We start from the raw sequence: 25,553 nt of genomic DNA, 5'->3' as shown, positions 1-25,553 counted from the left end.
CGTGTTAGCCGAGACTGCGGGACAGCCAGGGCCCCACGCGGTTGGCTACCGATAGCGGCAGTCGCTGCCACGCCTGTATGAAGTAGCGGTACTTCGGGTTGAGCGGGTTCACGTCGGGCATGGTCCGGGCACGCACCAGGTCGTATTCGTAGTACAGGGGCTGCGGCTCGAAGCCCCAGTTCTTCTTGAAGCTGAACGACCCGGTATCACGCTTGCTGCGGCCATAATCGAAGATGCGCAGGCCCGACTCGCAGGCCCGGCGCATCACCTCCCAGTACATGAAGTCATACCCGGCCACCTCGCGGGCGCGCGGTGTGCCGCCGCCGTAGTAGGGCAGGACCTGGTCGCGGAAGTAGAAATTGAGCACGCTGGCCACAGGGGTCCCCGCGTCGGTGACGGTCAGGATCCGGCAGTCGTCGCCGAACACGGTGCGCAGGATGCGGAAGTAGCGCCGGCTGAACACGGGGGTCCCCATGCGATGCACGTTGGCCGCATAGATCGGGAAGAAGCGATCGATATCCTGGTCGATCTCGCTGACCAGCCCGGCCTTGATGCCCTTGCGCACCATGCGCCGCTGTTTGCGCGGGATCGCCTCCAGGTTCTCTTCGACCTCGTTCGCCATCTCCTTGCGAAAGGTCACGTAGAGGTGCTTGGTCGGCCGGTCCGGGTGGTAGGGTGCCATATGGCGGTACTCGAGATAATCCACCTTGTGTTGCCGCGCGAGTTCCCGGGCCCGGTTGTCCAGGGCCACGAAGGCCTCTTCGGTGCGCGCGGCGATGCCGCCGTACACACAGAACGGCAGCGAAACCAGGGAATGGCCGAACAGCACGCTGCGCACGCGCGCCAGGGGCAGGACTCCCTCGATCCCGTTCGGGCCGTCGGCCAACAGGAAATGGGTCGAGTGCCCGAAGGCCTGTTCGATGACCGTCTGCCAGCCCGCGCGATGGAAAAACGTCGCCACCGGGCAGGTCTCGACAAAGGCATCCCACCGGGCCACATCGGCCGGTGTGAGCTCCTGGACCCGCAGCGCGGCCGCGCGCGTGGTCGTGGATCGCGGGTCAGTGGACTTGAGCATGGCTGTTCGCTGTCGTCGGGGATTGCGGCGCGGGGCTGGCGAGGAGGTGGGCAAACACCTGGTCCATGCGGTCCCAGCGGAAGTCCTGCAGCAGCCGCTGCAGCCGCCGTTCCGTACGCCCCAGGTTGAGGTAGTGACGAAATCGCGTCCTGGTGCTCACTCCGGGAACACGCGGTTGTCCGGGGTCGATCTCCCAGGGGTGGAAGTAGAACACCCCGGAAAGGCCGTCCCGGGTGTTGATCCTCCGCAGTGCCTGGCGGGAGACGGCATAGGGCAGCAGCCGAAAGTAGCCGCCGCCGGCCGCCGGCAGATTGCGGCCAGCCACGCGCAGGGTGGCCGGGGGCAGTTCCAGCACGCCCTGAGGGCCCCGTGGACGATAGGGGTGACGCGGCGCAGTCGGCGTGCCGTAGTGATCGTGCTGTACCGGATAGATGCTCGAGCTGTAGGTGTGCCCCGTCTCGGCCAGCAGGTCGAGTGCCCACAGGTTGCCCTCGCCGATCGAGAAGCTGGGGGCGCGATAGCCGCGCACCTCGACGCCGGCGATGTCTTCCAGGATGGCCTTGGCGCGGACGATATCCGCGCGAAATGCCTGAGGCTCCAGTTCGGTCACCCGCTGGTGCCCGTAACCGTGGCTGGCCAGCTCGTGTCCGGCGTCGACGATCCGGCGAACCGCCTGGGGGTAGCGCTCGGCGATCCAGCCGAGGGTAAAGAAGGTCGCGCGCACCCGGTGATGATCGAATAGCGCCAGGATCCGCTCGAGGTTGTATTCCACACGACACTCCTGGCTGTCCCAGCAATGCCTCGGGAAATGCGGTGCCAGCGCCGAGACCTGAAAGTAGTCTTCTACATCGACCGTCAAGGCATTGGACACGGGAGGCGGAGCGGACGGCATGGCGGTTTCGCCGGCACTAGTGCCGGGCGACCTCCTTGTGATTGAGGTCCGAGAACCTGTTCAGCGAGTCCAGGGCGTCGAGGATGCGCTGCGACTGCCGGTAGTTGATTGCCAGGGCGTGTTCGATCCGGTCCAGGCGTTTTTCCATCGCCTCGTAGCTGTCCTCCAGACGGATCAGGGCCAGCTCGTTGGCAACGGCGCGTTCGCTATCGATCACGCCATTGATGGCGTTGCCAGGTTCCGCTGTGACCGTTTCCTGCTGTGCGCCAAAGTCCTCCTCGATCTCGTCGATTACCCGGCGGGCCTCGTCGGCGTCGAGGTCGTAGCGCTCCTCGAGGTATCCCATCAGCAGCAGGCGGTCGCAAAGGGTGTTCACCTTGCGCGGGATGCCGCCGGTGAACTCATGGATCACCGGCCAGATATCGGTGGCAAAGTGGGGTGTCCCCTCCCAACCCACGCGTGAAAGGCGGTGTTCGACGTAGGCCCGCGTGTCGCTCTCGTCCATCGGGCCCAGGTGATAGGTGGCGATCACCCGCTGGCGTAGCTGCTGCATGTTTTCGCTGCGCAGGATGTCGCGAAACTCGGGCTGGCCCAGCAGGAAGCTCTGCAGCAGTGGCCCGTCAATGCCCTGAAAATTGGACAGCATGCGCAGCTCTTCCACCGCATCCATGCCGAGGTTCTGCGCCTCGTCCACGACCAGGAGCGCGCGCTGCCCGCGTGAACGTGTGTTCAGCAGGAACCGCTCCATGTGGCGCAGCTGGCTGGCCTTGTCGTCGCCCGTCCCTTCCAGGCCAAAGGCCAGGCACACCGAGCGCAGCAGGTTTTCGGCATCCAGCTGGGTGCTGACCAGCTGTGCCGCGAGTACCCGCTTGGTGCCGAGGGTCTCGAACAGGCTGCGCACCAGGGTCGTCTTGCCGGCCCCGACCTCGCCGGTGATGACGATGAAGCCCTCCTGCTGCTGTACGCCGTATTCGAGGTAGGCCATGGCTCGCCGATGGCCCTTGCTGGCGTAGAAGAATTTCGGGTCCGGGCTGAGGGCGAATGGCTTGCCCTGCAGCCCGTAGAAGTTCTCGTACATGCTCAGAACTCCTTGGTGATCAGCGCGAGGATCGAGTTTTCCCGGTACTCGTTGAGCTGGCTGTTCGAATCGCGCTGCTGATAGCGATAGGACAGGCTGCCCCGCAGGTCCGGAGCAAACTGGCGGTTCAGGCTGGCGCGGAAGTAGAAGAAGTCGTCTTCACGGTCGCTGCCCAGAAACTCCGTGCGCGAGACCCCGGAGCTCAGCTCCGTGGTGGTGCGCGGCCCCAGCGTCAGCTCCCAGAAGGCGATTACGCCGGTGCGGCGATTGTCGTCCTCGAACAGACCCTCCCCGATCTGGAATTCCGCCTCACGCCGGGTCTGGTAGGCGGTGACCCCAAATACACTAAGGCCGGTGTCGTAGCGCCAGTTCGCGCGGGCACTGCGCGTCAGATAGAACCCCTCGATCAGCGCTTCTTGCGTGACCAATGCGCTCGCGAACAGCAACTGGAGCTCCTCGAAGGTGTACTGGTCGAACACCTCCTCGATCGTCATGCCTTCCAGTTCGGCCAGTTGGGAAACGTCGAAGAACTGGAAGTCACGCCGATCACGCGTGGAGGTGATCCCCTCGCTGTAGCTGACACCGTAGCTGGCCCGGCGGCTGCGGTGCGTCGCGCTGAGGGCGCGCGTCTTGCCGAAGAAGCGTTCGCCATAACGGGCCTCGACGGAGGTCACCGGTGTCGGGGTCCAGCCGACACCGACCTCCCAGAAGCTGCCGTCGTTTTCGTCGCGCAGGGTTTCGTAGTCGTTGAACTCCTCGCCCACGACGCCGAACACACGCAGGGTGCGGCCAATGTTGTACCCGAGGGTCGCGCTGATCTCGCTGAATTCGCCCTCGAGTCCGTCTTCGTACTTCAGGCGGTCGTAGAAACCCGCCAGTTGCCAGAACACGCGATCAAACATGGGGCCGCTGTCCAGGGTGTACTCCGCCCGGTTGCCCGTGCTGCTGGCCCGGTTGCTGCGGTGATAGTGCCGCTCGTCGTAGGTGTAGCGGATGTCCTGACGGGCAAAGCCACCAAACTCGTTTTGCAGGTTGGGCGACACGCTGTAGTACGAGGTCTCCTCGATATTGCTGCGCGGCGTGCTGCCGCCAATGCCGACCGGATCCAGCAGCGAGGTGGCCTGCTCCCGGCGCGAGGCCGTCACGTCGACAAAGAGCGTGTCTTCGATGACCTCGGTCTGGTTGCGGGCGCGCAGCATGTGGGTCGTGCGGTCTTCGCTCGACTCGGACAGGTGGGTGCGATGGTTCAGCTGGTAGTCCACGCGGGTGTCATTGCGCGCGCCGTCCCGACGCAGGGTGAAGCCGGGGCGCGCATGCCCGATCAAGTCCGCATCCTCCTGCCCGCGGGGGGCCAGGCGGACGTTGTCGGTCGCCTCCACCCCCACCGTGACCCGCGGCGTGAAGTCCCATTCGGTGGCCAGGCCCGAGGCGGGCAGCGCCAGCGTGCAGCCGCCCAGCACGGCGATCAGACAGATCGCCCGGTCGTTCCGTGCCGGAGCCTCCTTGCGGTGTGTGGCCCGCACCCGTCCCTGGTTAGTGCTCATGGCTCACCTCCCCGTACGGGCGGTCGTGGTAGTAGCCCGTGCCGTAGCCAAGCCCCGGGGTGGAGGGCGCACGGTTGAGTGCGGTCAGGACCACGTCGCAACTGGCGAGCTGCTGCATCGCGTTCTCCACCGATGCGGCCGGGGTACGCTCGGCGTCGACCACCATCACGACCTGCCCCATCCCGGCGGCCAGCACGCCTGGCTCGCTGGTGGCCAGTAGTGGCGGGGAGTCGAACAGGATGATGCGGTCCTGATAGCGGTCGTGGAGTTCGTCCAGCAAGGCTCGCATCCCGTCACTGGCCAGGATCTCGGTGGATCGCCCATGCGGGCGCCCGGCGGGCAGCACCGAGAGATTCTCGATGTTGGTCCGCATCAGGACATCCGGGATGCCGAGGTCCGGATCCGTCAGGACATCCATCAGCCCGCGCTCGGCCTTGAAGCCGAGGACCTTCGGGATCGTGGGCTGGGCCACATCGGCGTCGACCAGCAAGACCGTGCGGTCGACCTCCATCGCCATGCTGATCGCCAGGTTGGTGGTCAGAAAGGTCTTGCCCTCGCGTGGCAGCGAGCTGGTCACCATGATCAGCCGACCGCGCGGTATCCGCATGGCGGAATGGCGCCCGAAGGCATTGTTCAAAAGCGGCCGCTTCATCATGCGGATCTCTTCGGCCAGGGTGGAGCGCTGGTCGCCGGGCACGATCAGCCCCTGCCGCCGCAGCTGCCCGAAGTCGATGCGGGCCGCCTCCGGGTGCTCGCCGTGCCCGGATGCCGGGGCCTCCGGGATCCCCGTCTCCCGGTCCGGCTGCCCGGATGCTGCGTCGGTAGCAAGGGGGTGTATGGGAGCCGACCGGCTCTTGTCGAGGGCTTTTTCAATGATGCTCATGAGCGTCTGGCTCCCCTTGCCGGGCGCCGGCCTGCAAGACCCGCGCCTCCATGGAACAAATGCATCCCGGTCCGTGATGACTCGCATGCGACACGCCGGGCCGATGGCCGCGGCTGTTCATCGCAACAGGCTCAGCAGTTCGTCGAGAACACCGGCCGATCCGGTGAGGTAAAGACCCATGACCACGGCATACACCAGCAGGAGTGTGGCCAGGGCGATCGAAAAGGCCGATAGCTCCAGCCTGCGGCGGCGCCGTATCTGGGGTGTGCGTACGGCCGAGAGGGTGCCCAGAACCGGGCGACCGGCGATTTCCGCAAGCTGTCGTCGGCTGTTGATCGTCCGCCGCAGCTGCGAAAGCAGGAAGGCGAAGCCCGTTCCCGCGCCCAGGCCGACCAGCAGGATGCCGGTGGCCATCAGTGGGCGATCGGGTGCCGAGGGGGCCGTCGGTCGGCGCGGCGGTTCAAGGACGCGGAAATCGACCGAGTCGGTCTCCGACTCCACCGCGCCGGACATGATCGCCTGCTCGCGGCGGCTCTGGAGCTGGCGGTAGGAGTCGCGCAGCACGTCGTAGTTGCGCGTCAGCGCGGTCAGCTCCGACTCCACGGCCGGGGCGCGGTCGACATCCTGTTCCAGCCGCGCGACCCGCGCCTGGAACTCCTCGATGCGGGTCTCCAGCATCGCGATCTCGCTCTCGGCCTCGGTGATCGCGGCCTGCAGCGAGTCGCCACCCCCGGTGCCCCCAATGGGGACCACCGCTGGGTTGCGGGCGTAGTCGGCGGCTTCGCGCGAGCGGCGTTCTTCCAGCTCCGAGAGGATGCGCCTTGCGGCAACGATGTCGGGATGGTCGTCGGTGTAGCGATGCCGCATGGCATCGATGTTTTCCTGCAGGTCGTTAATCCGCCGGTCCAGCTCGGGGTTGCGGTACTGCGCCCTGACCGTGCCTCCGCCCGACCGGCTTTCCTCGGCACGGCGCTGTAACGCGGCCAGGCGGCTGTGCGCCTCGCGCAGTTGCAGCTCTGCCTGAGCCACCTGTTCGCGGCCGCGCTCCAGGCGCGAGTAGAAGTTGCCGTCGCCGCTGATAAACCGCGCGTTCTGCCGCTTGAAGTCTTCGATCTCGGCTTCCCTGGCCTGCAGCTGGCGCTCGTAGGTCTCGAGCTGACGCTCAATGAATCGCTGCGAGGTGCTCAGGTCCAGGCGCGAGTCGCCCAGGCCGCGCTCCATGAACAGATTCACCGTCTCGCGGACCACGCGCTCGGCGACGTCAGGATTGCTGTGGCGAAAACGCACAGTGAAGATGTTTTCGCGCCGTTCGCCGTCCAGGGTCAGCCTGCCGCGCAGCAGGTTGACCTGTGCGTCGAGGTCGGCACTGCCCATGTAGACGTCCAGGTCGCTTTGCTGGGCGATGGTTTCCAGGTTGTCGCGGCTGAGCAGAGTGCGCGTCACCATCCGCAGCCGCTCCTCTGTATCCGGACGCACCGTCATCCCGCGCAGCAGCGGATTCAGTACGGACTGGGTGTTTACGAATACCTGCGCATTAGCCTGATAGGTATCCGGAAGGCTCTGGATGTAAGCCCATCCGCCCAGACACACAATCCAGGCAATCGGCAGAATCCACCAGCGACGGCGCCATGTGGCGCGTGCCCGCTGAACAAAATCCTGAACAATCTTTTCCATTCCTTGCGGCCCCCTGTTGAACCCTTTGACGCTCAATGCCGCCTTGCGGGTCTTAGAACGGAGTAACGGTTCTCCAGTAAAAGGGTTCCCCGCAAAGCCCTTTTGTCACCTTGCCTGGACCCCACCCGGGAGACGTCTAGGGCTATTGAAGATCGTTTGTTTTCCCTTGTCTACAGATGTCGAGAATGTTTACACCTGAAAAAGTTTTGAAGCTGAGTTTTCTAATAAATTTTCGCGGTTTTATAACGGATCAGGGGTTTACGTTAACTGGTACGCAGTTTGCTGGGGTTTGTTCGATTAGGCTCGAAACGGCTGCGGCGGGGGTGGCGTTGCAGTTGGGAGGGATTCTCAAATGGACGACGATCTGAGCCAGAGAAGCCTCGCGCAGAACCTGGCGGAGTTTTGGCATCCCGCCATGCTCAAGCGGAACTGGAGCGAGCGTCTCGCGCTGATGAACGACATCTACCGACAGCTCCACCGGTTCAGCGCTAGTGACGAGGAGTACGAGTCCTGGGCCGGACAGCTGGTGGAGGCCGTAATCGACCGGCTCGGGGAACCCCCGGTCGCGGATCCGGATCAGGCCGATCTCTACGCCTGCTCGCCGAACCCACGGCACTGGTCGGCCGCATTCGCCTGGCGCTACGGGCGCATGACACCCGGCCGGCCCGAGCAGCGGTGCTGGCCGAGGTATGCGGTCAATCTGCTGACCGAGATCGGCATCCGAAAGGAGTGGCGCAAGTGCCGCCTGATGGATCTTTCGCGGGGTGGCGCGCGGATTGTGCTGGTCGGGCAGTACCCGTACCTGCCGCCTGAGACCACCTTGCAGCTGGTGCTCCCGACCGCCGGGACCTTCGATGCCGTTGTGGTTTCCGATCGCCGGGTGGGGCTGGGCCTGCGCTTTCTCAGGCGCAACCGCCCGGGTCACCGCATCGACACCACGGCCTGAACCGATGGGGCCGTGCTCGGGGGGCTCAGTGCTGAATTGCCCAATGGAGGACGAACGTTTGTATACCCATGCTGGCGTCGAACCTGGACGCCCTACTTCAGATCGTTGCCTGCCGGATGGGCATTCCCCGTCCTATCAGGTGTATCTCGCCACGGGCGCCCGGGCACGTCGCATTCACTACCGGATGCGCTACGCGGTGTACTGCCTGGAGACCGGCTTTGAGGCGGCCGAGCGTTACCCGGAAGGCTTCGAGCGCGACATCCACGATGAGCACGCCGCTCATTTTCTGGTGCGGATGGGCGGGCTGTACGACGGCGGGCGCTGGGTTGGCGCCATGCGCCTGATCCGGCCGGAGGCGGGTCCCCTCCCGACCATGGCCGCCGGGCATCTGTTTTCGGATGCCTTTGCCACGCCCGGGGTTGAGTCCCCGCGGGTGCTCGAGGTTTCCCGGTTGATCGCCCGTGGTTCCCCGGAACGCGGATCGCCGCGCCTGCTGTACCACTTGTGCCAGGCCGCCCAGGCCTATGCCGAGGATCACGGGTATGACTTTCTGCTGTTCATGATTCGCCCGGCCCTGGCCCGTCTGCTTCAGCGCCACTACATCCCCATCGAGTTGTGTGGCGAGGCCTGCGACCATCGGGGGCTGCGGCTGCCGTTCCGGGCCCCGACTGCCGAGTCCGGCCTGGCGCTGTCGGCCTGGCGCCGCCGGCTGGGACTGGGCAACACACCGGAGCGCCCTCACTACGCGCAACTGGCCGGGCACCCACCGTTCCCGTACCGAGCGGCGCCGGGGTACAAGCGTTGCTGGCGCCCGCGTGGGTATCACGCCCCAAGGGCTATGGAAGTGCCCTGTGCAGGATGACCCGCTCATCACGGCGTTCTGCCGCTATTTTTCTCTGGTGAAGCCGGACAAAGAGCAGCTGGAGGCGGTGTACCGACTGCGCTATGAGGTCTATTGCCGAGAGTTCCGGTACGAGTCTCCGGAGAACTGCCCGGGCGAGCGCGAGATCGACGAATATGACGCCCAGTCTTCGCATTGCCTGCTGGAGCATGTGGTGAGCGGAACCCACGCGGGGTGCGTTCGGGTCGTGCATGTCGACGCGCGTCAGAAGATCCACGAACTCCCGATGGAGCGTCACTGCGATAACTGCTTTTACGAGACCGAGTACCGCCCGGACCGGCTGGAGCGGGACGCGATCTGCGAGGTCTCGCGGCTGGCCGTCAACGGCCTGTTCCGGCGACGTCTGGGGGAGTCGGTCACGCCTGTCGGGGACCTTCACCTGCTGAACGTGCCTCTGGAGCAGGCGCGCACCTTCCCGCTGCTGGCGCTGAGTCTGTTCATGAGCGCGGTCGCCATGATGGAGATCCAGGGCCGTTCGCATGCCTTCGCCATGATGGAGCCATCGCTGGCGCGCATCCTGCGGCGCCACGGCCTGAAGGTGAAACAGATCGGTACGCTTCAGAACTACCATGGCCGCCGCGCGCCATTTCATATTAGTCTGCTTACAGCCCTGTCCGGGATTCACCGGTCACCGTCGCTGAGCCAGCTGTATGCACACTCCTATGCCAATCTCTCCGACCCTCATCCCTCTGACTCTCTCTGGGACGCGATTGCCAGCGCGGCCTGATGCCTGAGTTCGACTATCACGCGGCGTTCCGGCGCACCCATGGTTGGGTGACCTGGCCGGAGCTGGAACGCCTGCGTGGCGCGCGGGTGGCGATCGCCGGTCTCGGCGGTGTGGGCGGGAGCCACCTGCTGACACTCGCCCGCCTGGGGGTGGGGCGCTTTCATATCGCGGATTTCGACTGCTTCGAGCTGCACAACATGAATCGCCAGGCGGGGGCGGGCATGTCGCGTCTGGGCCGGCCCAAGGTCGAGGTCCTGCGCGAGATGGCGCTGGACATCAATCCGGAGCTCGAGATCACGACGTTCCCGGAGGGTGTGTACCAGCACAATCTGGAGACCTTCCTGCAGGGTGTGGATCTCTACGTCGACGGGCTCGACTTCTTCGTGTTTCAGGCCCGTCGCGAGGTCTTCGCCGTGTGTGCAGAGCGAGGGATCCCGGCGATCACCGTGGCCCCGCTCGGCATGGGGGCGGCATTGCTCAACTTCCGCCCGGGTGGCGTGTCGTTCGATGACTACTTCGACCTGCGCGACGGGTTGCCCGACGAGGAGCTGGCGCTGCGTTTCATGATGGGCCTGGCCCCGTCGATGATGCAGATGGGCTACCTGGCCGATCCTGCCGCCGTCGACCTGAAGGCCCAGCATGGCCCGTCCACCGTGATGGCCTGCGAGCTGTGCGCCGGGGTCATGGGTACCGAGGCCCTGAAGATCCTGCTGCGGCGGGGTCGCGTCGTCTGGGCCCCGCACGGTGTTCACTTCGATGCCTACCGCCAGCGCCTCGTCCGCACCTGGCGCCCCGGTGGCAACCGCAACCCCCTGCAGCGTCTGCTCCTGGCCATCGGCCGCCGACGGCTCGCGCGCCTCCGGGCGAGTACGCAGTAATCGCGCTTCAGAGGAGGTGCCCACTCGGACACAAAAAAACCCCTCGTCCGAGGACGAGGGGCCGGGAGAGGCTTTCCACCCAGGGGGGAGCAGAAGGCCCAACCACAAGGGCTGCTAGGCAGCCAGGCCGGTCTCGCGGCGGCGGCGTCGCGTGGCGACGAAGCCGAGCAATACCAGCCCGGTTCCCAGCAGAAGCAGCATGGCCGGTTCCGGCACTTCCTGTCCGGACCAGCGGGCGTCGGCCGAGCCGACCACCTCAAAGGTGGTGCGCTGGTCGACTTCCTCGAAGCCTTCGATGAAGTCGAACTGTCCGGTCACACGTACATTCATGTAGAACGGATCCGGACTGGTGAAGAACTGCTTGCCTTCGTCGGACAGCATCCACTCGTTGAAGATCAGCGCGAAGCTGCCGATGTCGTCCGAATCGGGGTCGAAGGAACCTGCGCCCCGCTCGAAGATGTCGGACCAGCCGACGAGAATGTCGTCACCCGTGCCGCCCAGGGCCACTCCGTCGGCCGCATCGTTCGAGTTGAACCCGAAGGTGGTATTCAGGTCCGGGTCCAGATAGAGCGCGATCGAGCCGGTGGTGCCGGTGAACTCGCCCGTCATAGCGTCGTAATTCCCCGAGGACTCGAACACGGCATACAGACCGTAGAACAGGTCGCCATCGTCCCCGGTGGACCCCAGTCGGTTGCTGACGGATGTGCCGCCAAGGAAGTACTGACCCACGTTCCAGTAGGCCGCCGCGTCGAAGGAACCATCGGTATCGAGGGTCAGCAGCTCCTCATACCCGCCGGTAATACGGTCGACCTGACGTTCGCCCACTGCGATCGTCGAGAGATCGAGCTGCGAATCATCAATCGTAAAGACGCCGGCATGTGCGGTGCCCGCAAGCCCCAGGCTGGCCACTGCCAGTACCGCCCCCAGCGCTGTTTGCTTGAACCTTTCCATGTTGTAATCCTCCACCAGTTAGAATCAATGTGTTTGGGTTAACGCTTACTTCCACTTCAATTTGCTAGTCGTCCTGTCTTGCGAGTGAAGTAAAGCAGGCTGCGTGCCAAGCGCGATAACTATATGTTTTAAAATGGGTTTGCGTTTATTTTTCTTGGCCATGCAAAAGGGCCATGTAAAAAAAACGGACGGCGGGGATTGGGGGCTCGGCCGTTCTTTCCGTGAAGGAGATGCGACATGTCCAGGCGTGCCAAGACCCGCGACGAGATTGCCGAGGCCTACAAGTCACCACCGTGGTGGTACGACGCGCGGGGGTTTTTCATCCTGACCTTTGCCTACAACAGCACCCTGGGCGCCCAGATCCGGTTTTTCGGCGGCAACATGGGGGCCCGGCATCTGGAAATCGGCTGCGGTACGGGGACACTGCTGGAGATGGCGATCAAGTGGCGGCGCCGGCGCAAGCTGCCGGAGAGCGAAGTCGTCGGCGTGGATTACGCCGAATCCATGCTGGCGGGCGCGCGCCACCGCTTCGCAAAGGACGAGTACGTGACTGTCAAACACGCCGACGCCGCGGAGCTGCCGTTCGCCGATGGCGAGTTCGATACGGCCAACATCGCCAACTCGGTGCACTGCTTTCCGGATGTGGACGGCGCCATCCACGAGGCCTTTCGGGTGCTCAAGCCGGGGGGCACCCTGGCCGCAAACGTCCTGCTGTACCCGCGTACGCCGCAGCCACTGAAGGCGATTGCCGAACGTATCAACCGCTGGGGCATGCGCAAGGGCATCCTGCATACCCCGTACGAGGCCCGCGATATCCTGAGCCGCTTCACCAGCGCCGGATTTCAGGTGGTCGACTCCTCGATCTCGGGCAACTGCTACAACCTGCTGTTGAAGCGACCGTAATCGTCCTGGAGAAACGCTGAAGCCCACGTTCGCGTGGGCTTCAGCAGCCATTGCATCTTTCTCGCTTTTCGGGCCTATAACGACTCGCGCAACGACTGTGCCCGTTCGCGCTCCGGGAAGTCCTCGTGGGCCTCCAGTAGCTCCGTCAGCAGGGCGCGCGCCTGTTCGGTTTCGCCGCTGGCCTGATAGGCCTGCGCCAGATGGAACCCGATATCCGGTGCCTGCGGACTCATCCGGTAGGCCCGCTGCAGAGTCTCCAGGGCGCTCTCGGTGTCGCCGCCCTCCAGCAGTACCACGCCCAGGGTGTCGAGGATCGCGGGCTGATCCGGGGCCAGTTCGACGGCTCGCTGGGCGTACTCGCGGGCGCGCGGGTTGTCGATCTCGCGGGCCAGCCATGCCGCATTGTTCAGTGCAATGACATCGTTGGGCCGCTGTTCCAGCACGGTTTCGTAGGTTTCCAGAGCCTCGGCCTCGTGGCCGGCGTTGATCTGCGCCGAGCCGAGCAGGTGGCGCGAGGCCGCATCTTCGGGGTGCTCCTGCAGCCAGCCCTTCAGCGTCTCCAGGGCCGCCTCGGAATGGCCGGCGCGCTGCTGAGCCTGGTATTTTTCCACCAGCCAGTCGCGTCGGGACTCGCGCTCGAGTGCACGCTCGTAGCCTTCGATCGCTTTTTCGAGCTCGCCGGCTTGCGCGTCGAACCAGGCCTGCTGCGCGATCACCTGCGCTGCCTCCGGGGCGCGCTCCACGACGGGCTCGAAGACCTGACGCGCCTCATCGACCTCGCCGGCCAGACTCAGGTGGCGGGTCAGCACCATGCGTGCGCTCATATGGCTGGAGTCGATCGACAGCGTCTGGCGCAGGGCCGTGACCGCCTGCTCGGTCTCGCCCAGAGCGGCGAGATTGCGCGCCTGCCGGAAGCGCAGCTCCGCGGCATCCGGACGCAGTACGGCCAGGTGCCCAAGCGTCTGTGCCGCGCCCGCGAAGTCCCCCTCGCGCTCCTGCAGGTCGACCAGCAGGCCCAGCACTCGGGTGTCGTTGGGGTGATGTTCACGTGCTTTTTCCAGGGTGGATCGGGCGGCGGCGTGATCCTCCTGCTGGTTCTGGGCGCGTGCCAGCATCAGGTAGGGCTCGATCCGATCCGGGTGTGCCTCGATTGCGTCCTGCAGCCAGCGCTTGCCGGCCTCCATCTCGCCCTGCTGAAAGTGCAGTGTTGCCAGCCGAATCGCCGAGGTGGGATGCCCGGGGTCGCGTTCCTGGAGGTCCTCGAGGATCTCGCGGGCCGTCTCCAGGTTGCCCTGGCGGACCTCGAGCGAGCTCAGGTTCAGGGCCAGGGTGCTGTTGTCCGGGTGGAGCGACAATCCTTCCTGGTAGATCAGGCGGGCCTCGTGGATTTCGCCCAGCCCCAGCAGGGCGGCGCCCATCAGGTTGAAGCCCTGCGGGTTTTCCGGGTCCTTGTCGCGCAGGCGCTGAGTAGCCTCCAGGGCCTGTTCGTACTGCTCGTCACGGAGATGTGCCAGCGCCACCGAATAGTCGGCCAGGCGTACATCCGCGCTTTCGCTGGCGACCCGGTGCAGCAGCGCCATGCCTTGCTCGTGGTCGCCGTGCCGCACCAGGGCGATTCCCAGCATCTCCTGCAGCTCCGGGCGGTCCGCGCGGTTGGCCAGGGCCTCGCGCAGGACCTCGATCCCGCTGTCGGTGTCGCCCTCGCCGATATAGAGCGCGGCGAGCTGATCGCCCAGGGCCTCGATCAGATCGGGCCGCTCGCTCAGTGCCTCGGCCAGAATCCGTCGCGCGTCCTGCGTGCGGCCCTGCTCGATGCGCAGCTGGGCCAGCAGCCGGTAGCTCATCGCGTTGGCCGGACCCAGTGCATGATGGCGCTCCAGCAGGCGCTCTGCCTGGGACCAGTTGCCTTCTTCCAGCTGGATGGCCGCCAGATAGGGCATCGCGAGGCGATAGTTGGCCGAGGCCGACAGCGCCTCTTCCAGGTGGGGGCGGGCCTGCAGGGGTTCACCCGTCTCGAACTCGATCAGCCCCAGCAGGAAGTGGCCGCCGGGGTGATTGGGTGCGCCATCCTTCAGGAACTTGCCATCGGCCCGGGCCTCGTCGAACTGCTCCAGTTCGACGTGCATCAGCCCGCGTTTCAGACGTTCGGCAATCGCATCCGGGCGCAGTTCGACGGCGCGGTTAAAGGCCTTGAGCGCAGCCTCGGGGTCGCCCTGCACCCGTTCCAGATCGCCCTTGAGGGACCAGGCAGGGGAAAATTCGGAGTCCGTTTCCAGGGCCGCGTCGGTCATCTTCATGGCCTGCTCGGCATTGCCATCGGACATCGCCTGGTAGGCGCGCGCCAGGTGAATCTCGACCAGGTCGTCCTGCACCTCCCGGGCGGCCTCAAGATAATCCGATCCGGCGCTGGCATCTCCCGCCTGATAGGCCGCCAGCGACCGGTAGGCCAGCAGACGCGCGGCATCCTCGCCTTCCAGGCCATCGGCCTCGGGGATCTCGGCGATCGCGCCACTGCCGCCCAGCGTGAACAGCAGGCGCGCCAGAGGCAGGGCATACACATTCGGGTCCGCACCCATCTCCAGGGCCCGCTGCAGGTGACGTACGGCCGGTTCCGGCTGCTGGTCGCGCAGATAGGCCAGGCCCAGGCGGCCCCGGATCTCGGGGTCCGCGTTGTGCTGCAGTGCGTTGCGGTATTCGATGGTGGCCGCGGCGTATTCGCCCGCGTCCATGTGGCGCTCGGCACGTTCCCGGTGCTCGGCCTCGGTCGGGGTGCCCAGGGCATCGCAGCCGACCAGAGTCAGCGCCATCAGCAACGGGGCCAGGCGCGGGAGGGTACGGCGGGGCGCGTGCACCACACGGGATACAGAACGGGGAGTCTTCATGGCGGGTTTACCTCAGGCCAAATTTGTCGAGCAGGCTGTAGAGCGTCGGCCGCGTGATTCCGAGCTGGTCGGCAGCCTGGGCAATGTTGTTCTTGCTGCGGGCCATCGCCTTCAGGATGGCCTCGTGTTCCGCGCTGTCACGGATATCGCGTAGTCGGACCGCCGGGGCCTCGCCCTCGGGGGGCTCCAGGCCCAGGTCCTTCGCGGTAATCAACTGGCTGTCGGCCATGATCACGGCGCGGCGGATCAGGTTTTCCATCTCGCGCACGTTGCCCGGCCAGTCGTAGGCCTCGATCGCGTGGGTGGCATCCTGGGTGAAGCCGCGGCGCGGCCGCCGCTGATCCTGGGTGAAGCGGTCGAGCAGGTAGTGTGCGAGCAGCGTTGCATCCCCCTTGCGCTCGCGCAGGGGGGGGATCGAGACCGAGATCTCGCTGATGCGGTAATACAGGTCTTCGCGGAACTCGCCCTGCTGGATCAGCGCCTTCAGGTCCTGGTTCGTGGCGCCGATGATGCGCACGTTGACCGGAATCTCGCTGCGACCGCCGAGGCGTTCGATCTTGCGCTCCTGCAGAAAGCGCAGCAGCTTGGCCTGCAGGCTGTGCGGCAGGTCGCCAATCTCGTCCAGGAACAGGGTCCCGTTGTTGGCGTGCTCGATGCGGCCGATGGTTTGCCGCGTGGCCCCGGTAAAGGCGCCCTTCTCGTACCCGAACAGTTCGCTTTCCAGCAGGTTCTCCGGGATTGCGGCGCAGTTGATCGCCACAAAGCGTTCATCGGCGCGCCCGCTCAGGTCGTGCAGTGCGCGTGCCAGCACCTCCTTTCCGGTGCCGCTCTCGCCCAGCAGCAGCACGGTGGCGTCCGAGGGCGCGACACGCTCGACCACCCGGCAGACATCGAGCATCCCCGGGTCGGCGGTAATCATCCCGCTCAGGGATGCACCGGGCTTGCGTGCCAGCTTGCGATTCTCCGCCTCGAGCCCGTACAGGTGAGCGGCGCGATCGACGATCATCCGCAGCAGGTCGGATTCGACCGGTTTGATGTAGTAGTCGTAGGCCCCCAGGGCCACGGCCTTGAGCGCGTTCTCGCGATCGTCATTGCCGGTGACGACGATGACCTTGGTCTCCGGATCCATTGCCAGGATGTCCTGCAGCAGGGCCAGGCCTTCGGAGGCGTTGGCCGGGTCCGGTGGCAGGCCCAGATCCAGCGTCACCAGTTCCGGCTGATGGCGGCGCATCCTGGACATGGCGCTTTCGCGATCCTCGGCCTCCAGGATCTCGTATCCCTCAAAGCACCAGCTCAGCTGGTTGCGCAGACCCTGGTCGTCTTCGACGATGAGAAGCTTCAGCATAGAACCCTCTTGCTCACCAGCGGTCTTCATGACGGCTCGGCCATGGCTGGCGCCATCTGCAAGGGGAGCTTCAGGGTAAAGACCGTTCCGACGCCGGCCTCGCTGTCGACGGTGATGCGTCCACCCATGCGTAGAATCCGGTCGCGCGCTTCATATAAGCCAATCCCCATCCCTGCATTTCCCTTGGTGGTTTGAAAGGGTTTGAAGAGCCGATTCTTGAGAAAGGCCGGCTCCATACCGCTCCCCGTGTCTTCAATTTGAACAATAGCCCAACCCCCTTCGGTGTAAAGATTGAGATTGATTGAGCCGTCATCCGGCGTAGCCTCTTGAGCATTTCTTACAAGATTGAGTAGTACATTTTTAAGTCCATCCTGGTCGCCGATGACCGCCGCGGGTTCGCGCAGGTCGAGCCGGGGCAGGGGCGAGCGGTGGCTGCTGGCCTCGGAGACCTCGGCGAGCAGCCGGTCCAGCGGGATGATGCGGCTCGGGGTGTCGGGCGTGGCCTGGGCGTGGCGCAGCTGGGCCAGGGTCCGTTCCAGCCGGTCGCGGGCATTGCCCACTGTGTTCAGGGCATCGCGAACAAAGTCCGGATTGGACAGGTGACGCTCGGCGTTGGAGCACACCAGGGACAGCTGGGCCGAGACGTTCTTGAGGTCGTGCACCAGAAACGCCGCCAGCCGATGAAAGGCCTCGAACTGGCGGGCCTCCAGCAGGGCCTCGTCCGTCTGCACCAGCGCGACATACACCGCGAGCTGGCGCCCGGCGGTCTTCAGGAGGTCGCGTTCCTCCCAGTCGATCTTGCGCGGCGCGCGGGGCTGGGCGAGCACGACGAACCCCTGCAGCCGCTCGCCCTTGAGCAGCGGCACCACCACCCACAGGCGCGTGTTCTGCGCCAGCCATTCCGGCAGTTGCAGCCCCTGATACAGCTCGGGGTCCCGGCGGTATTCGTTGAGGTCGATCACCCAGCCGGTGCGCGCAACGAACTCCACCAGCGCCCCGTCGGGTTCCTCCGGGGGATAACTCGGATCGCCCAGGTTCAGCACTCCCTCCAGGGCGTAGGTGCCGTTGCGGTCGCGCACCCACAGCAGGCCCCCGGGGCTGTCCACCAGCTCGCCGATCGCCTGGATGGCGCGCTGGCGGAACGGGATCTCGTCATCCTCGGCCGAGAGGGTGCCGGTAAACCGCAACCACTCCTGGCGGTAATCGAACGAGTAGCGAAAGAAGTGTTTGGCCAGGAAGACGCGCAGGCGCGAGCGCAGACTGCCCGAGGCGACAATGACGGCCAGCAGCAATGCAGCGCCGAACAGAAAGACCGCCTGCAGGAAGGCGCCCAGGTCGCCGCCGACATGCCGCAGGTAGTAGCCCGCGGCGCCGATGGCGAACAGATAAAGCCCGGCACCGATCAGCGCCGCGGTATGGAACAGCAGGTGGCGCGAGACCACCGGGGCCTCGCGTGCCTGCAGCGGCCGGCGGGCCAGGGAGATCGCGATCAATGGTACGACCAGGGCGTTCACCAGGCCGCGGGCCTGCCAGACGGGGCTGTTGATCGCCCCGAACAGCACGAGATCGGCAAACAGGAACAGGTCGAAGGCGAACAGCGCTCCGAGGCCCAGGCTCAGGAACTTGATCTCCCAACGCCGCTGCAGGGGTGTATTGCGAAAGACCTGCTCGACGAGCACCAGGCCCAGCACCGCCATGCCCAGCATCGCAGTGCCCACCCAGGCGCCATAGGTCAGCGGGAGCGGCAGGGCGAGGGCCACGAACAGCCCGAACATCAGGGCGGCGGTGACGATCATCGCGGTCCGCAAGGGTGCGGGCGGTCGCGCCGCGGACGCGCCGCGGCGCGCGAGCAGCGCGAACAGGACCGCAAACCACCCGGCGTTGCGAAGCACCTCGAAGGCCCCGCCGGAGACGGGGGCCTCGCCGATCTCGCGTGCTACCAGCGCCATGTGCAGCGCCCAGATCACGGACAGCAGCGCCGCCCCGGCGACCCACAGGCTCCCCGGGCGCTGTCGCCAGGTCCACAGGGCCAGCACCACCAGGACGAGAAAGGCGAGGGCCGCCAGGAGATAGCTGGGCGCGGCGAGATTCATGGCTCAGCGGGCCCCGCGGCCAAACAGGACGACGCGGACCGTCTCGAACAGGATCATCAGATCCATGAACAGGCTGTGGTTCTTGACGTAGTACAGGTCGTACTGGAGCTTTTGCCGTGCATCCTCGACCGACGCACCGTAGGCGTAGCGCACCTGGGCCCAGCCGGTAATGCCGGGGCGGATGCTGTGGCGGGCGAGGAAATACGGGATCTCTTCGCTGAGCTGTTCCACGAACACCGGGCGTTCCGGGCGCGGCCCCACGAACGACATGCGCCCCTGAAACACGTTGATGATCTGCGGCAGCTCGTCGATGCGCAGCTTGCGGATTACCCGGCCCACGCGCGTGATGCGGTCGTCGTCGCCGCTGGCCCAGCGCGCCACGCCGTCCCCTTCGGCATCACTGCGCATGCTGCGGAACTTGCAGATCTCGAACGGCGTGTTGCCCTGGCCGACGCGGGTCTGCCAGTAGAGCACCGGCCCCGGGCTGTCGAGCTTGATGGCGATCGCGGTCAGCAGCATCACCGGCAGGGTTGCCACCAGCAGGGCCGTGCTCGCGACCAGATCGAAGCTGCGCTTGACCACCGTGCGTGGCCAGTACTGCCGGAAGCCCTCGCCAAACACCAGCCAGCTGGTGTTGATTCCGTCCAGCTGGAGCTGGCGGTCCTCGCGTTCAAAGAAGGTCGACAGGTCCGTGATGCGAATGCCGTTGAGCTTGCATTCCAGCAGCTGGTTGACCGGCAGGTTCTCGCGGCGCTCGCGCATGCCCACCACGATCTCCTCCACCCGCAGCGAGCGCGCCACATCCAGCAGGTTGGTCTTGTCGTCCAGCACCCAGAGTCGCTGCTGATCCACCAGCCGGTCGGTCTCGCGCTCGGTCGCCACATAGCCGACGACCTGATAGGTGGTATCGCCCACGCCGGGTCCGGCATGGCGCATCTCCAGCGAGCGGGCGCGGCTGCCCGTACCCAGGACCAGCACACGACGCTTGAAGGCATCGGTCTCCGACAGCCCGCGAAAGAGACTGCGCTCGGCCGTCAGGCTCGCCAGCAGGATCACCGCGCCGCCGCCCACGATCGTCGGCGTCAGTACGCTGCTGGCCGTGAGCACCCCGTAGATCGCGAGCGCGCCACCGGCCAGTACCAGTGCCCCGCCCAGGCGCAATACAGCCGATCGCAGGCTGAAGGCCGCCAGGCACTCCTGCTCGTAAAGTCCCACCAGCATCACCGCGAACAGCACCACGCCCACGGCGATCAGGAGTTCCGGCATCCAGGGGTCAATCGGCCCCAGCGACAGGGCGAACAGCGCGAGCGACAGGTAGAGCGCAATGTAGATCGCAACCAGCTCCAGCCCCACCAGCGCCAGAATCCGTCGCGATACGTAATGCCCCAGTATGCGCATGCTCAAGATGCCCCCCGGTCACCTCCCCAGAGCCGGGGAGACGATCGATGCCTGTTGCTTTCCCGAAACCGTCGACTTGGCTTGTAACCTGCGGGCGCGACAAGAGGCCTTGCCGCGCCCGCAGCGGTCAGAAGCGGCGTTCCGGGATGATCAGAATGTCGCCCGGCAACATGTCCACGTTGGCCGAGATGTCACCCCCGTAAATCAGGTCGTTCAGGCGGACGCGGTACTGCTGGCGTTCGCCGTTTTCGTTGCGTACCAGGACGGCGCGGTTGCCGGCTGCGAAATCGGTAATCCCGCCGACCGCGATCATCACGTCCATCACCGTCATCTCTTCGCGGTACTGCAGCGCCTGCGGCTCGGCCGCCTGACCGATCACGCGCACCTGGCGGTCATAGGGGCCGGCAAAGCTGGTCACCATCACCGTCACGATCGGGTCGCGAAGAAAGTCAGAGAGCTTGTCTTCCATGTCCCGCGCGAGCTGGCTGGGGGTTCTGCCGCTGGCCTGCACGTCTTCCACCAGCGGTGTGGTGATCTGGCCATCCGGTCGCACCGCCACTGCGGTGGACAGGTCCGGGTTGTTGCGGACCGCAATATTCAGTGTGTCTCCGGGCCCGATGATGTACTGGTCCACCACCGTTTTTTCCACGGTCGAGGGGGCATCCGGATAGGGCGTGGTGGTGCAGGCGCTGGTCGTCACCAGGACGAATGCCAGGGACAAAACAAGAACAATAAAAGCGCTTTGTGGGCTGGTCTTGACGGTCATCGCTTGTCTCCCCTTTGGGCGTGTAAGGAAACGCTTCCGCTTCCTTGAGTCAGTCCAATTTGACACCGCCGACTTCATTGTCCGGCGAAACCCGGGCCCGGCCCTGATCGTGCCCGGACCAGTCTCCGTTTAGCCTCGGAACGGTGCGGGCAATAGCAAGCACTTATTTAGTATTGGCTATTCCCCTGGATAACCGATGTTAGACGTGACCCCCTGCTCAGACCATCAGTCTTTAGACTGACGATGGGGTGTTTTACGTTCGGTTTATTTGGTCCTTTTAAATCCCGTTGGTGGGCTCAAAATAGGGTCCCTGATTTTGCGTCTACTACCGGGTAAAAACCTTGGACCCCACCCCTCTGCGCCTGCTAGCCAATTGGCTTCTGCTACCTCCTTCCGGGCCTCTCATACTTGCCATTATCGGGTGGGCCATTTACCGAACAAATGTTGGAAAAGTGCTGTTGGTAATCGGCCTCCTGTTGAGCTATTCCTTGTCTACTCCTGTATTTAGTTATGCCCTCATCAAGCCTTTACAGGAGGGTTTTGCGCCGCCGGACGACAACCAACTGGCGGACGCACAAGCGATTGTGGTGCTGGGGGCGGGGTATCGCAGTGGAGCCGAGGAGTTCTCGGGCGAGACCGTCCACGACCTTGCACTGGTGCGCCTGCGTTACGCGGCGCACCTGCACCACCGCACCGGGCTGCCCGTGATGGTTTCGGGTGGTGGCCCCGAGGGGCGAGTTCCAGAAGCCGACTACATGGCAGAGGTACTGAAGGAATATGGCGTCCACCCGATCCTGCGGGAACCCAATGCACGCGACACCTGGGGCAATGCCCGGCATTCCGCCGAGCAGCTGCACGCAGATGGCATCGAGCGCGTCGCACTCGTAAGTCATGCCCATCACATGCCGCGTGCCACATGGTCATTCGAACGTGCGGGTCTGGAGATCATCCCGGCCCCGACCGGTGCCTTTGTGCCGCGAGATAACGACTGGTCCCTGGAGGGCTTTCGCCCGCAGGCCAGTGCGGTCTGGGCCAGCTGGCTCGCGCTGCACGAGTACTGGGGTATGGCCTGGTATCGCTGGCAATACGGGCCGGAATAGCCCGGCACACCACACTTTTATGTACAGCCGTTCGATCAACGACGAGGCGAAGGTTCGACGATGAAAATCCTGGTAACCGGTGGAGCGGGCTATATTGGGTCACATGTCGTGCGCCAGTTGCTGGCCGATGGTCACGACGTCGTCGTGTACGACAATCTCAGCACGGGGCACCGCTGGGCCATTGGGCATGCCGCGCTGATCGTCGGCGACATGGCCGACCGCCAGCGCCTGCACAGTCTCCTTGCGGACTATGCGTTCGACGGCGTCCTGCACTTCGCCGCCAGGATCGTCGTCCCGGAGTCGCTGGCCGACCCACTGGGGTACTACGGCAGCAACACACGCAATACCCTGAACCTCCTGGAGGGGTGCCAGGCGACAGGCGTGCGCTTCCTCGTCTTTTCCTCGACCGCCGCGGTATACGGCATCCCGGAAAATAACCCCGTCGACGAAACCAGCCCGCTCCTGCCCATCAACCCCTACGGCGCCTCCAAGGTCATGTCCGAGCGGATGATCGCCGATTTCGGTCAGGCGAGTGATCTGCGTTACGTCTGTCTGCGCTATTTCAACGTGGCCGGCGCGGCCCCCGACGGGACGCTGGGCCAGGCCACCCCCAACGCGACCCACCTGATCAAGGTTGCCTGCCAGGCCGCCCTGGGCGAGCGCGAAAACATCACCGTCTTCGGGACCGATTACCCAACCGCCGATGGCACTTGCGTACGGGACTACATCCACGTCGAGGATCTTGCCGCCGCCCACTTGCGCGCCATGGACTACCTGGTCGCGGGTGGCCCCTCGCAGGCCCTCAACTGCGGTTATGGCCATGGCTACAGCGTGTTGCAGGTCCTCGAGTCCGTGCAGCGCATCAGCGGCTACCGATTCCCCGTCATCCATGGCCCCCGCCGCGCCGGCGATCCGCCCGCCCTCACCGCAGACGCATCCCGCATCCGCGAGCTCCTGGCCTGGTCACCCGAGTACGACGACCTGGATCTCATCGTCCGCCACGCCCTCACCTGGGAACGCCGCATGACCACCGCCGCCGCCCCCCATCTGGCGGTCCGGATTCATCCCCTGCCCATGCCGGAAACCACCGCCCACGCCTACGGCGCCCCCTGACATACGGCGGTTTCGGTTGCGAGCCTTTCGGGGGAGCGAGAGAGTACATCCCTCATGCCTCGTCTCCCATCAATACATCTTGCTTGAGTAAGTGCTGGTAGCCGGGTGCGCTGCCGCCCGAGTGACGGGCGGCAGAGTGCCGGCGTCCGTTGGGCGAGCGGGCGGTTGGCCTCGCGGGCTCGCGACAGCTCGATGATTCCAGCGGCATGAAATCCGGTTTCCATCGGGACTGTATGGGAAAGGCTGGGTCGAACCTGGTACCATGCCGTGCAGGGCTTGGCTGGCTACTTTGGGTAAGGCCATTCATATTGCTGCTCGGCGCCCTTGATCCATCCGGGGAGCCAAGCCAGATCAGAGTCTTTGGGTTGCGGTCCCTTGAGTCCACACTCCCAGATCGTGAGAACGCGCCAGCCTGAAGCGAGAAGCGTCTCCCGGTTGCGGCGGTCTCGCCTGATGTTGGCTGCAAACTTCGCCTGCCAGCGGTCTTGATTGGTGGCGGGGGTAGTACAGAGCCGGCAACCCTGATGTCGATGCCAGAAACAGCCATGTACAAAGACAGCAAGGTTGTGCTTTTTGAGTACCAGGTCCGGTTTTCCGGGGAGTGCCGAAACGTGCAGCCGATAGCGAAACCCTCGGGCGTGGAGGAAGCGGCGGACCCTCATTTCGGGTTGCGTGTTGCCAGACCGAATCCCGGACATCATCCGGGAACGGGTGGCTTTGTCCACTACGTCAACCATTCGCACATGATCCCGGCCTCTGCTCCTCAGGGGCAACTCTCGGCCTCAAGGACAGGTTAGTGAGCCAGCGCATACCGGTAGTTGATCTCTTTGCGGGTCCCGGGGGACTGGGTGAAGGGTTTGCCTCGCTCAATGACTTCTTTCGCATAGAGCTGTCCGCGGAATGTTCGGTTCCTGCGCACAAGACACTGCGTCTCCGGGCGTTCAAGCGACTTCTCGAGGAAGACGGGAGCTCCCTAGACGACTATTACCGGTACGTTCAGGGGTACACGTCCGTCCCATATTCGGGCAGAACCCGAGATATATGGGAAGAGGCCAGCCACGAAGCGCTGCGTGTCACGCTCGGTGACTCGGACGATGACAGGTGGTTTGCCGGCAAGCTTGACGAACGAGAGTTCGACGGCGCAAATGGTGTTCTGATCGGCGGCCCTCCGTGCCAGGCGTACTCGCTTGTCGGTCGTGCCAGGAATCGCGGTATCGCCGGATATGTGCCCGAGGAAGACAAGAGGCATTTTCTTTATCGTGAATACCTCAAGCTGATCCAGCACTATCGCCCGGCCGTCTTTGTCATGGAGAACGTGAAGGGGATTCTTACCTCCAGGGTCGGTGGCGAACGCATCTTTCACCGAATTCTGGAAGACCTGGTGGATCCCGACGAAGCCCTCGGGCGCGACCGCAACGGTCCGGGCTATCGCATCCACTCTCTCGTTGATCCCGAGGTCGTCTTCAGGCGGGATGACTCGCCCGCTTGCCTTCGAGGCCACGAGTTTCTGGTCCGCTCCGAAGATTACGGTATTCCACAGACCCGGCACCGGGTCTTCCTGGTCGGCGTTCGGGAAGACATAGAAGCTGCCCCCGGGGTGCTGGAAACTCGCCAGAGGGTCTCCCTCAGTCAGGCTCTGGCCGATCTTCCGCCGCTTCGGAGCGGGCTGTCTCGGGATGACAGCCAAGAAGGCTGGGTAGACGCTGTCCGGGATCAGATCAGCCAGCTCGCCCGTGACGCGCGGAGTCACGGTCAGAGCGATATTGCGTCCAGCCTCGAGCGTACGAGTCGCGAGATACGGGACAGGCAAAGCTGGTCCCGTGGTGGCCTGAGATGTCCGAAGGTAGCGAGCTGTCGGCTCCCGGAACACGAAGCGCTCGAGTGGTGGTGGAACGATGACAGGCTTGAAAGCGTGCTCAACCACGAGGCCCGCTCCCATATGCCCAGTGACTTGGGTCGATACGTCTACGCAGCGACATTCGCCAGGGAGTACGGGCGTTCTCCTTCCGGTGCTGGGGACTTCTCCTTGCCGAGTCTGGCTCCCAACCACGCAAACTGGATGAGTGGAAAATTTGCGGACCGCTTCCGTGTCCAGTTGCGAGACGAGCCTGCGAAGACGATAACAAGCCACATATCCAAGGACGGGCATTACTACATTCACCACGACCCGGAACAGTGCCGATCCCTTACGGTACGCGAAGCCGCCCGCATCCAGACGTTTCCCGACAACTACTTCTTCGAGGGCAATCGCACTGAGCAATATCATCAGGTCGGTAATGCCGTACCGCCCTGGCTCGCTCGACAGATTGCGCTGCTCGTGAAGGGAGTGCTTGTCGCTCACGAGCAAGAGAAGGGGCGTGGCACGGCCCTGGCCGATGACCAAAGCGCCGAAGTCGCTGTCTAA

Annotated in this window: 21 protein-coding genes; 8 read left to right on the top strand and 13 right to left on the bottom strand. The window is 64.7% G+C overall.

The window, feature by feature from the left end:
• Positions 1 to 4: 4 nt before the first annotated feature.
• From F813_RS0102965 to F813_RS0102940, 6 genes are all read right to left on the bottom strand, one after another.
• Positions 5 to 1,075, bottom strand: coding sequence for a FemAB family XrtA/PEP-CTERM system-associated protein (locus F813_RS0102965; RefSeq protein ID WP_017925499.1), 1,071 nt, complete (start codon positions 1,073 to 1,075; stop codon positions 5 to 7).
• Positions 1,059 to 1,967 carry an XrtA system polysaccharide deacetylase gene (locus F813_RS0102960; protein WP_012983872.1) on the bottom strand — a complete coding sequence of 303 codons (909 nt, stop codon included), beginning with the start codon at positions 1,965 to 1,967 and terminating at the stop codon, positions 1,059 to 1,061. The genes F813_RS0102965 and F813_RS0102960 overlap by 17 nt, the downstream gene beginning before the upstream one ends.
• Before the next feature lie 16 nt (positions 1,968 to 1,983).
• On the bottom strand, positions 1,984 to 3,045 hold the full coding sequence (locus tag F813_RS0102955; protein WP_012983871.1) for an XrtA/PEP-CTERM system-associated ATPase: 1,062 nt from the start codon (positions 3,043 to 3,045) through the stop codon (positions 1,984 to 1,986).
• Between the two features lie 2 nt (positions 3,046 to 3,047).
• Positions 3,048 to 4,505 carry a TIGR03016 family PEP-CTERM system-associated outer membrane protein gene (locus F813_RS0102950; RefSeq protein ID WP_026148118.1) on the bottom strand — a complete coding sequence of 486 codons (1,458 nt, stop codon included), beginning with the start codon at positions 4,503 to 4,505 and terminating at the stop codon, positions 3,048 to 3,050.
• Between the two features lie 73 nt (positions 4,506 to 4,578).
• Positions 4,579 to 5,472: an XrtA-associated tyrosine autokinase gene (locus tag F813_RS0102945; protein ID WP_012983869.1), complete on the bottom strand. Its 894-nt coding sequence runs from the start codon at positions 5,470 to 5,472 to the stop codon at positions 4,579 to 4,581.
• 117 nt (positions 5,473 to 5,589) lie between these two features.
• A complete protein-coding gene (locus tag F813_RS0102940; RefSeq protein ID WP_012983868.1) occupies positions 5,590 to 7,146 on the bottom strand; it encodes an XrtA system polysaccharide chain length determinant in 1,557 nt (518 codons plus the stop codon).
• Between the two features lie 352 nt (positions 7,147 to 7,498).
• Between F813_RS0102940 and F813_RS0102935 the strand changes: the two genes are divergently transcribed.
• Genes F813_RS0102935 through F813_RS0102920 form a run of 4 tightly spaced genes read left to right on the top strand, consistent with a single transcriptional unit; the run spans position 7,499 to position 10,598 of the window.
• A complete protein-coding gene (locus tag F813_RS0102935) occupies positions 7,499 to 8,092 on the top strand; it encodes a PilZ domain-containing protein (RefSeq protein ID WP_012983867.1) in 594 nt (197 codons plus the stop codon).
• 43 nt (positions 8,093 to 8,135) lie between these two features.
• Positions 8,136 to 8,954, top strand: coding sequence for an acyl-homoserine-lactone synthase (locus tag F813_RS0102930; RefSeq protein ID WP_026148117.1), 819 nt, complete (start codon positions 8,136 to 8,138; stop codon positions 8,952 to 8,954).
• Positions 8,944 to 9,720 (top strand): PEP-CTERM/exosortase system-associated acyltransferase, encoded by a 777-nt coding sequence (locus F813_RS0102925; RefSeq protein WP_017925495.1) that lies wholly within the window; start codon positions 8,944 to 8,946, stop codon positions 9,718 to 9,720. Before F813_RS0102930 ends, F813_RS0102925 begins: the two co-directional genes overlap by 11 nt.
• On the top strand, positions 9,720 to 10,598 hold the full coding sequence (locus tag F813_RS0102920) for a ThiF family adenylyltransferase (RefSeq protein ID WP_017925494.1): 879 nt from the start codon (positions 9,720 to 9,722) through the stop codon (positions 10,596 to 10,598). The genes F813_RS0102925 and F813_RS0102920 overlap by 1 nt, the downstream gene beginning before the upstream one ends.
• A 114-nt stretch (positions 10,599 to 10,712) precedes the next feature.
• Here F813_RS0102920 and pepA read toward each other — a convergent pair whose 3' ends face one another.
• Positions 10,713 to 11,549: a flocculation-associated PEP-CTERM protein PepA gene (gene pepA / locus F813_RS0102915; RefSeq protein ID WP_038059959.1), complete on the bottom strand. Its 837-nt coding sequence runs from the start codon at positions 11,547 to 11,549 to the stop codon at positions 10,713 to 10,715.
• Between the two features lie 237 nt (positions 11,550 to 11,786).
• Here pepA and F813_RS0102910 point away from each other — a divergent pair, with 237 nt between their 5' ends.
• Positions 11,787 to 12,452 (top strand): class I SAM-dependent methyltransferase, encoded by a 666-nt coding sequence (locus tag F813_RS0102910; RefSeq protein ID WP_017925492.1) that lies wholly within the window; start codon positions 11,787 to 11,789, stop codon positions 12,450 to 12,452.
• Positions 12,453 to 12,526: 74 nt separating this feature from the next.
• On the opposite strand, the gene prsT is transcribed toward F813_RS0102910, so the two are convergent.
• The 5 genes from prsT to F813_RS0102885 all read right to left on the bottom strand — a co-directional run bounded on the left by prsT (position 12,527) and on the right by F813_RS0102885 (position 20,936).
• Positions 12,527 to 15,307, bottom strand: a complete 2,781-nt coding sequence (prsT, locus tag F813_RS0102905; RefSeq protein ID WP_017925491.1) for an XrtA/PEP-CTERM system TPR-repeat protein PrsT — start codon at positions 15,305 to 15,307, stop codon at positions 12,527 to 12,529.
• 34 nt (positions 15,308 to 15,341) lie between these two features.
• The gene (gene prsR, locus F813_RS0102900) at positions 15,342 to 16,679 is read right to left on the bottom strand and encodes a PEP-CTERM-box response regulator transcription factor (RefSeq protein ID WP_017925490.1); all 1,338 of its coding nucleotides are present in this window, start codon (positions 16,677 to 16,679) and stop codon (positions 15,342 to 15,344) included.
• Between the two features lie 26 nt (positions 16,680 to 16,705).
• A complete protein-coding gene (prsK, locus tag F813_RS0102895) occupies positions 16,706 to 18,772 on the bottom strand; it encodes an XrtA/PEP-CTERM system histidine kinase PrsK (protein ID WP_017925489.1) in 2,067 nt (688 codons plus the stop codon).
• Positions 18,773 to 18,775: 3 nt separating this feature from the next.
• Positions 18,776 to 20,170 (bottom strand): TIGR03013 family XrtA/PEP-CTERM system glycosyltransferase, encoded by a 1,395-nt coding sequence (locus F813_RS0102890; protein WP_017925488.1) that lies wholly within the window; start codon positions 20,168 to 20,170, stop codon positions 18,776 to 18,778.
• Between the two features lie 127 nt (positions 20,171 to 20,297).
• Positions 20,298 to 20,936 carry an XrtA/PEP-CTERM system exopolysaccharide export protein gene (locus F813_RS0102885; protein ID WP_017925487.1) on the bottom strand — a complete coding sequence of 213 codons (639 nt, stop codon included), beginning with the start codon at positions 20,934 to 20,936 and terminating at the stop codon, positions 20,298 to 20,300.
• 563 nt (positions 20,937 to 21,499) lie between these two features.
• Here F813_RS0102885 and F813_RS0102880 point away from each other — a divergent pair.
• Both F813_RS0102880 and galE read left to right on the top strand, forming a co-directional pair.
• Positions 21,500 to 22,036, top strand: coding sequence for a YdcF family protein (locus tag F813_RS0102880; RefSeq protein WP_196793815.1), 537 nt, complete (start codon positions 21,500 to 21,502; stop codon positions 22,034 to 22,036).
• A gap of 60 nt (positions 22,037 to 22,096) precedes the next feature.
• Entirely contained in the window at positions 22,097 to 23,149 is a 1,053-nt protein-coding gene (gene galE / locus F813_RS0102875; RefSeq protein ID WP_017925485.1) for a UDP-glucose 4-epimerase GalE, read from the top strand.
• Between the two features lie 284 nt (positions 23,150 to 23,433).
• Here the strand turns inward: galE and F813_RS13910 are convergent, their stop codons facing one another.
• Positions 23,434 to 23,886: a very short patch repair endonuclease gene (locus F813_RS13910; protein ID WP_017925484.1), complete on the bottom strand. Its 453-nt coding sequence runs from the start codon at positions 23,884 to 23,886 to the stop codon at positions 23,434 to 23,436.
• Between the two features lie 59 nt (positions 23,887 to 23,945).
• On the opposite strand from F813_RS13910, the gene F813_RS0102870 reads away from it, so the two are divergent.
• Entirely contained in the window at positions 23,946 to 25,553 is a 1,608-nt protein-coding gene (locus F813_RS0102870; protein ID WP_017925483.1) for a DNA cytosine methyltransferase, read from the top strand.

Origin of the sequence: Thioalkalivibrio sp. HL-Eb18, from assembly GCF_000364985.1 — a bacterium.
Classification (GTDB): domain Bacteria; phylum Pseudomonadota; class Gammaproteobacteria; order Ectothiorhodospirales; family Ectothiorhodospiraceae; genus Thioalkalivibrio.
Note: the sequence above shows the minus strand (reverse complement) of the source record. Positions and strands in the feature narration are given on the sequence as shown.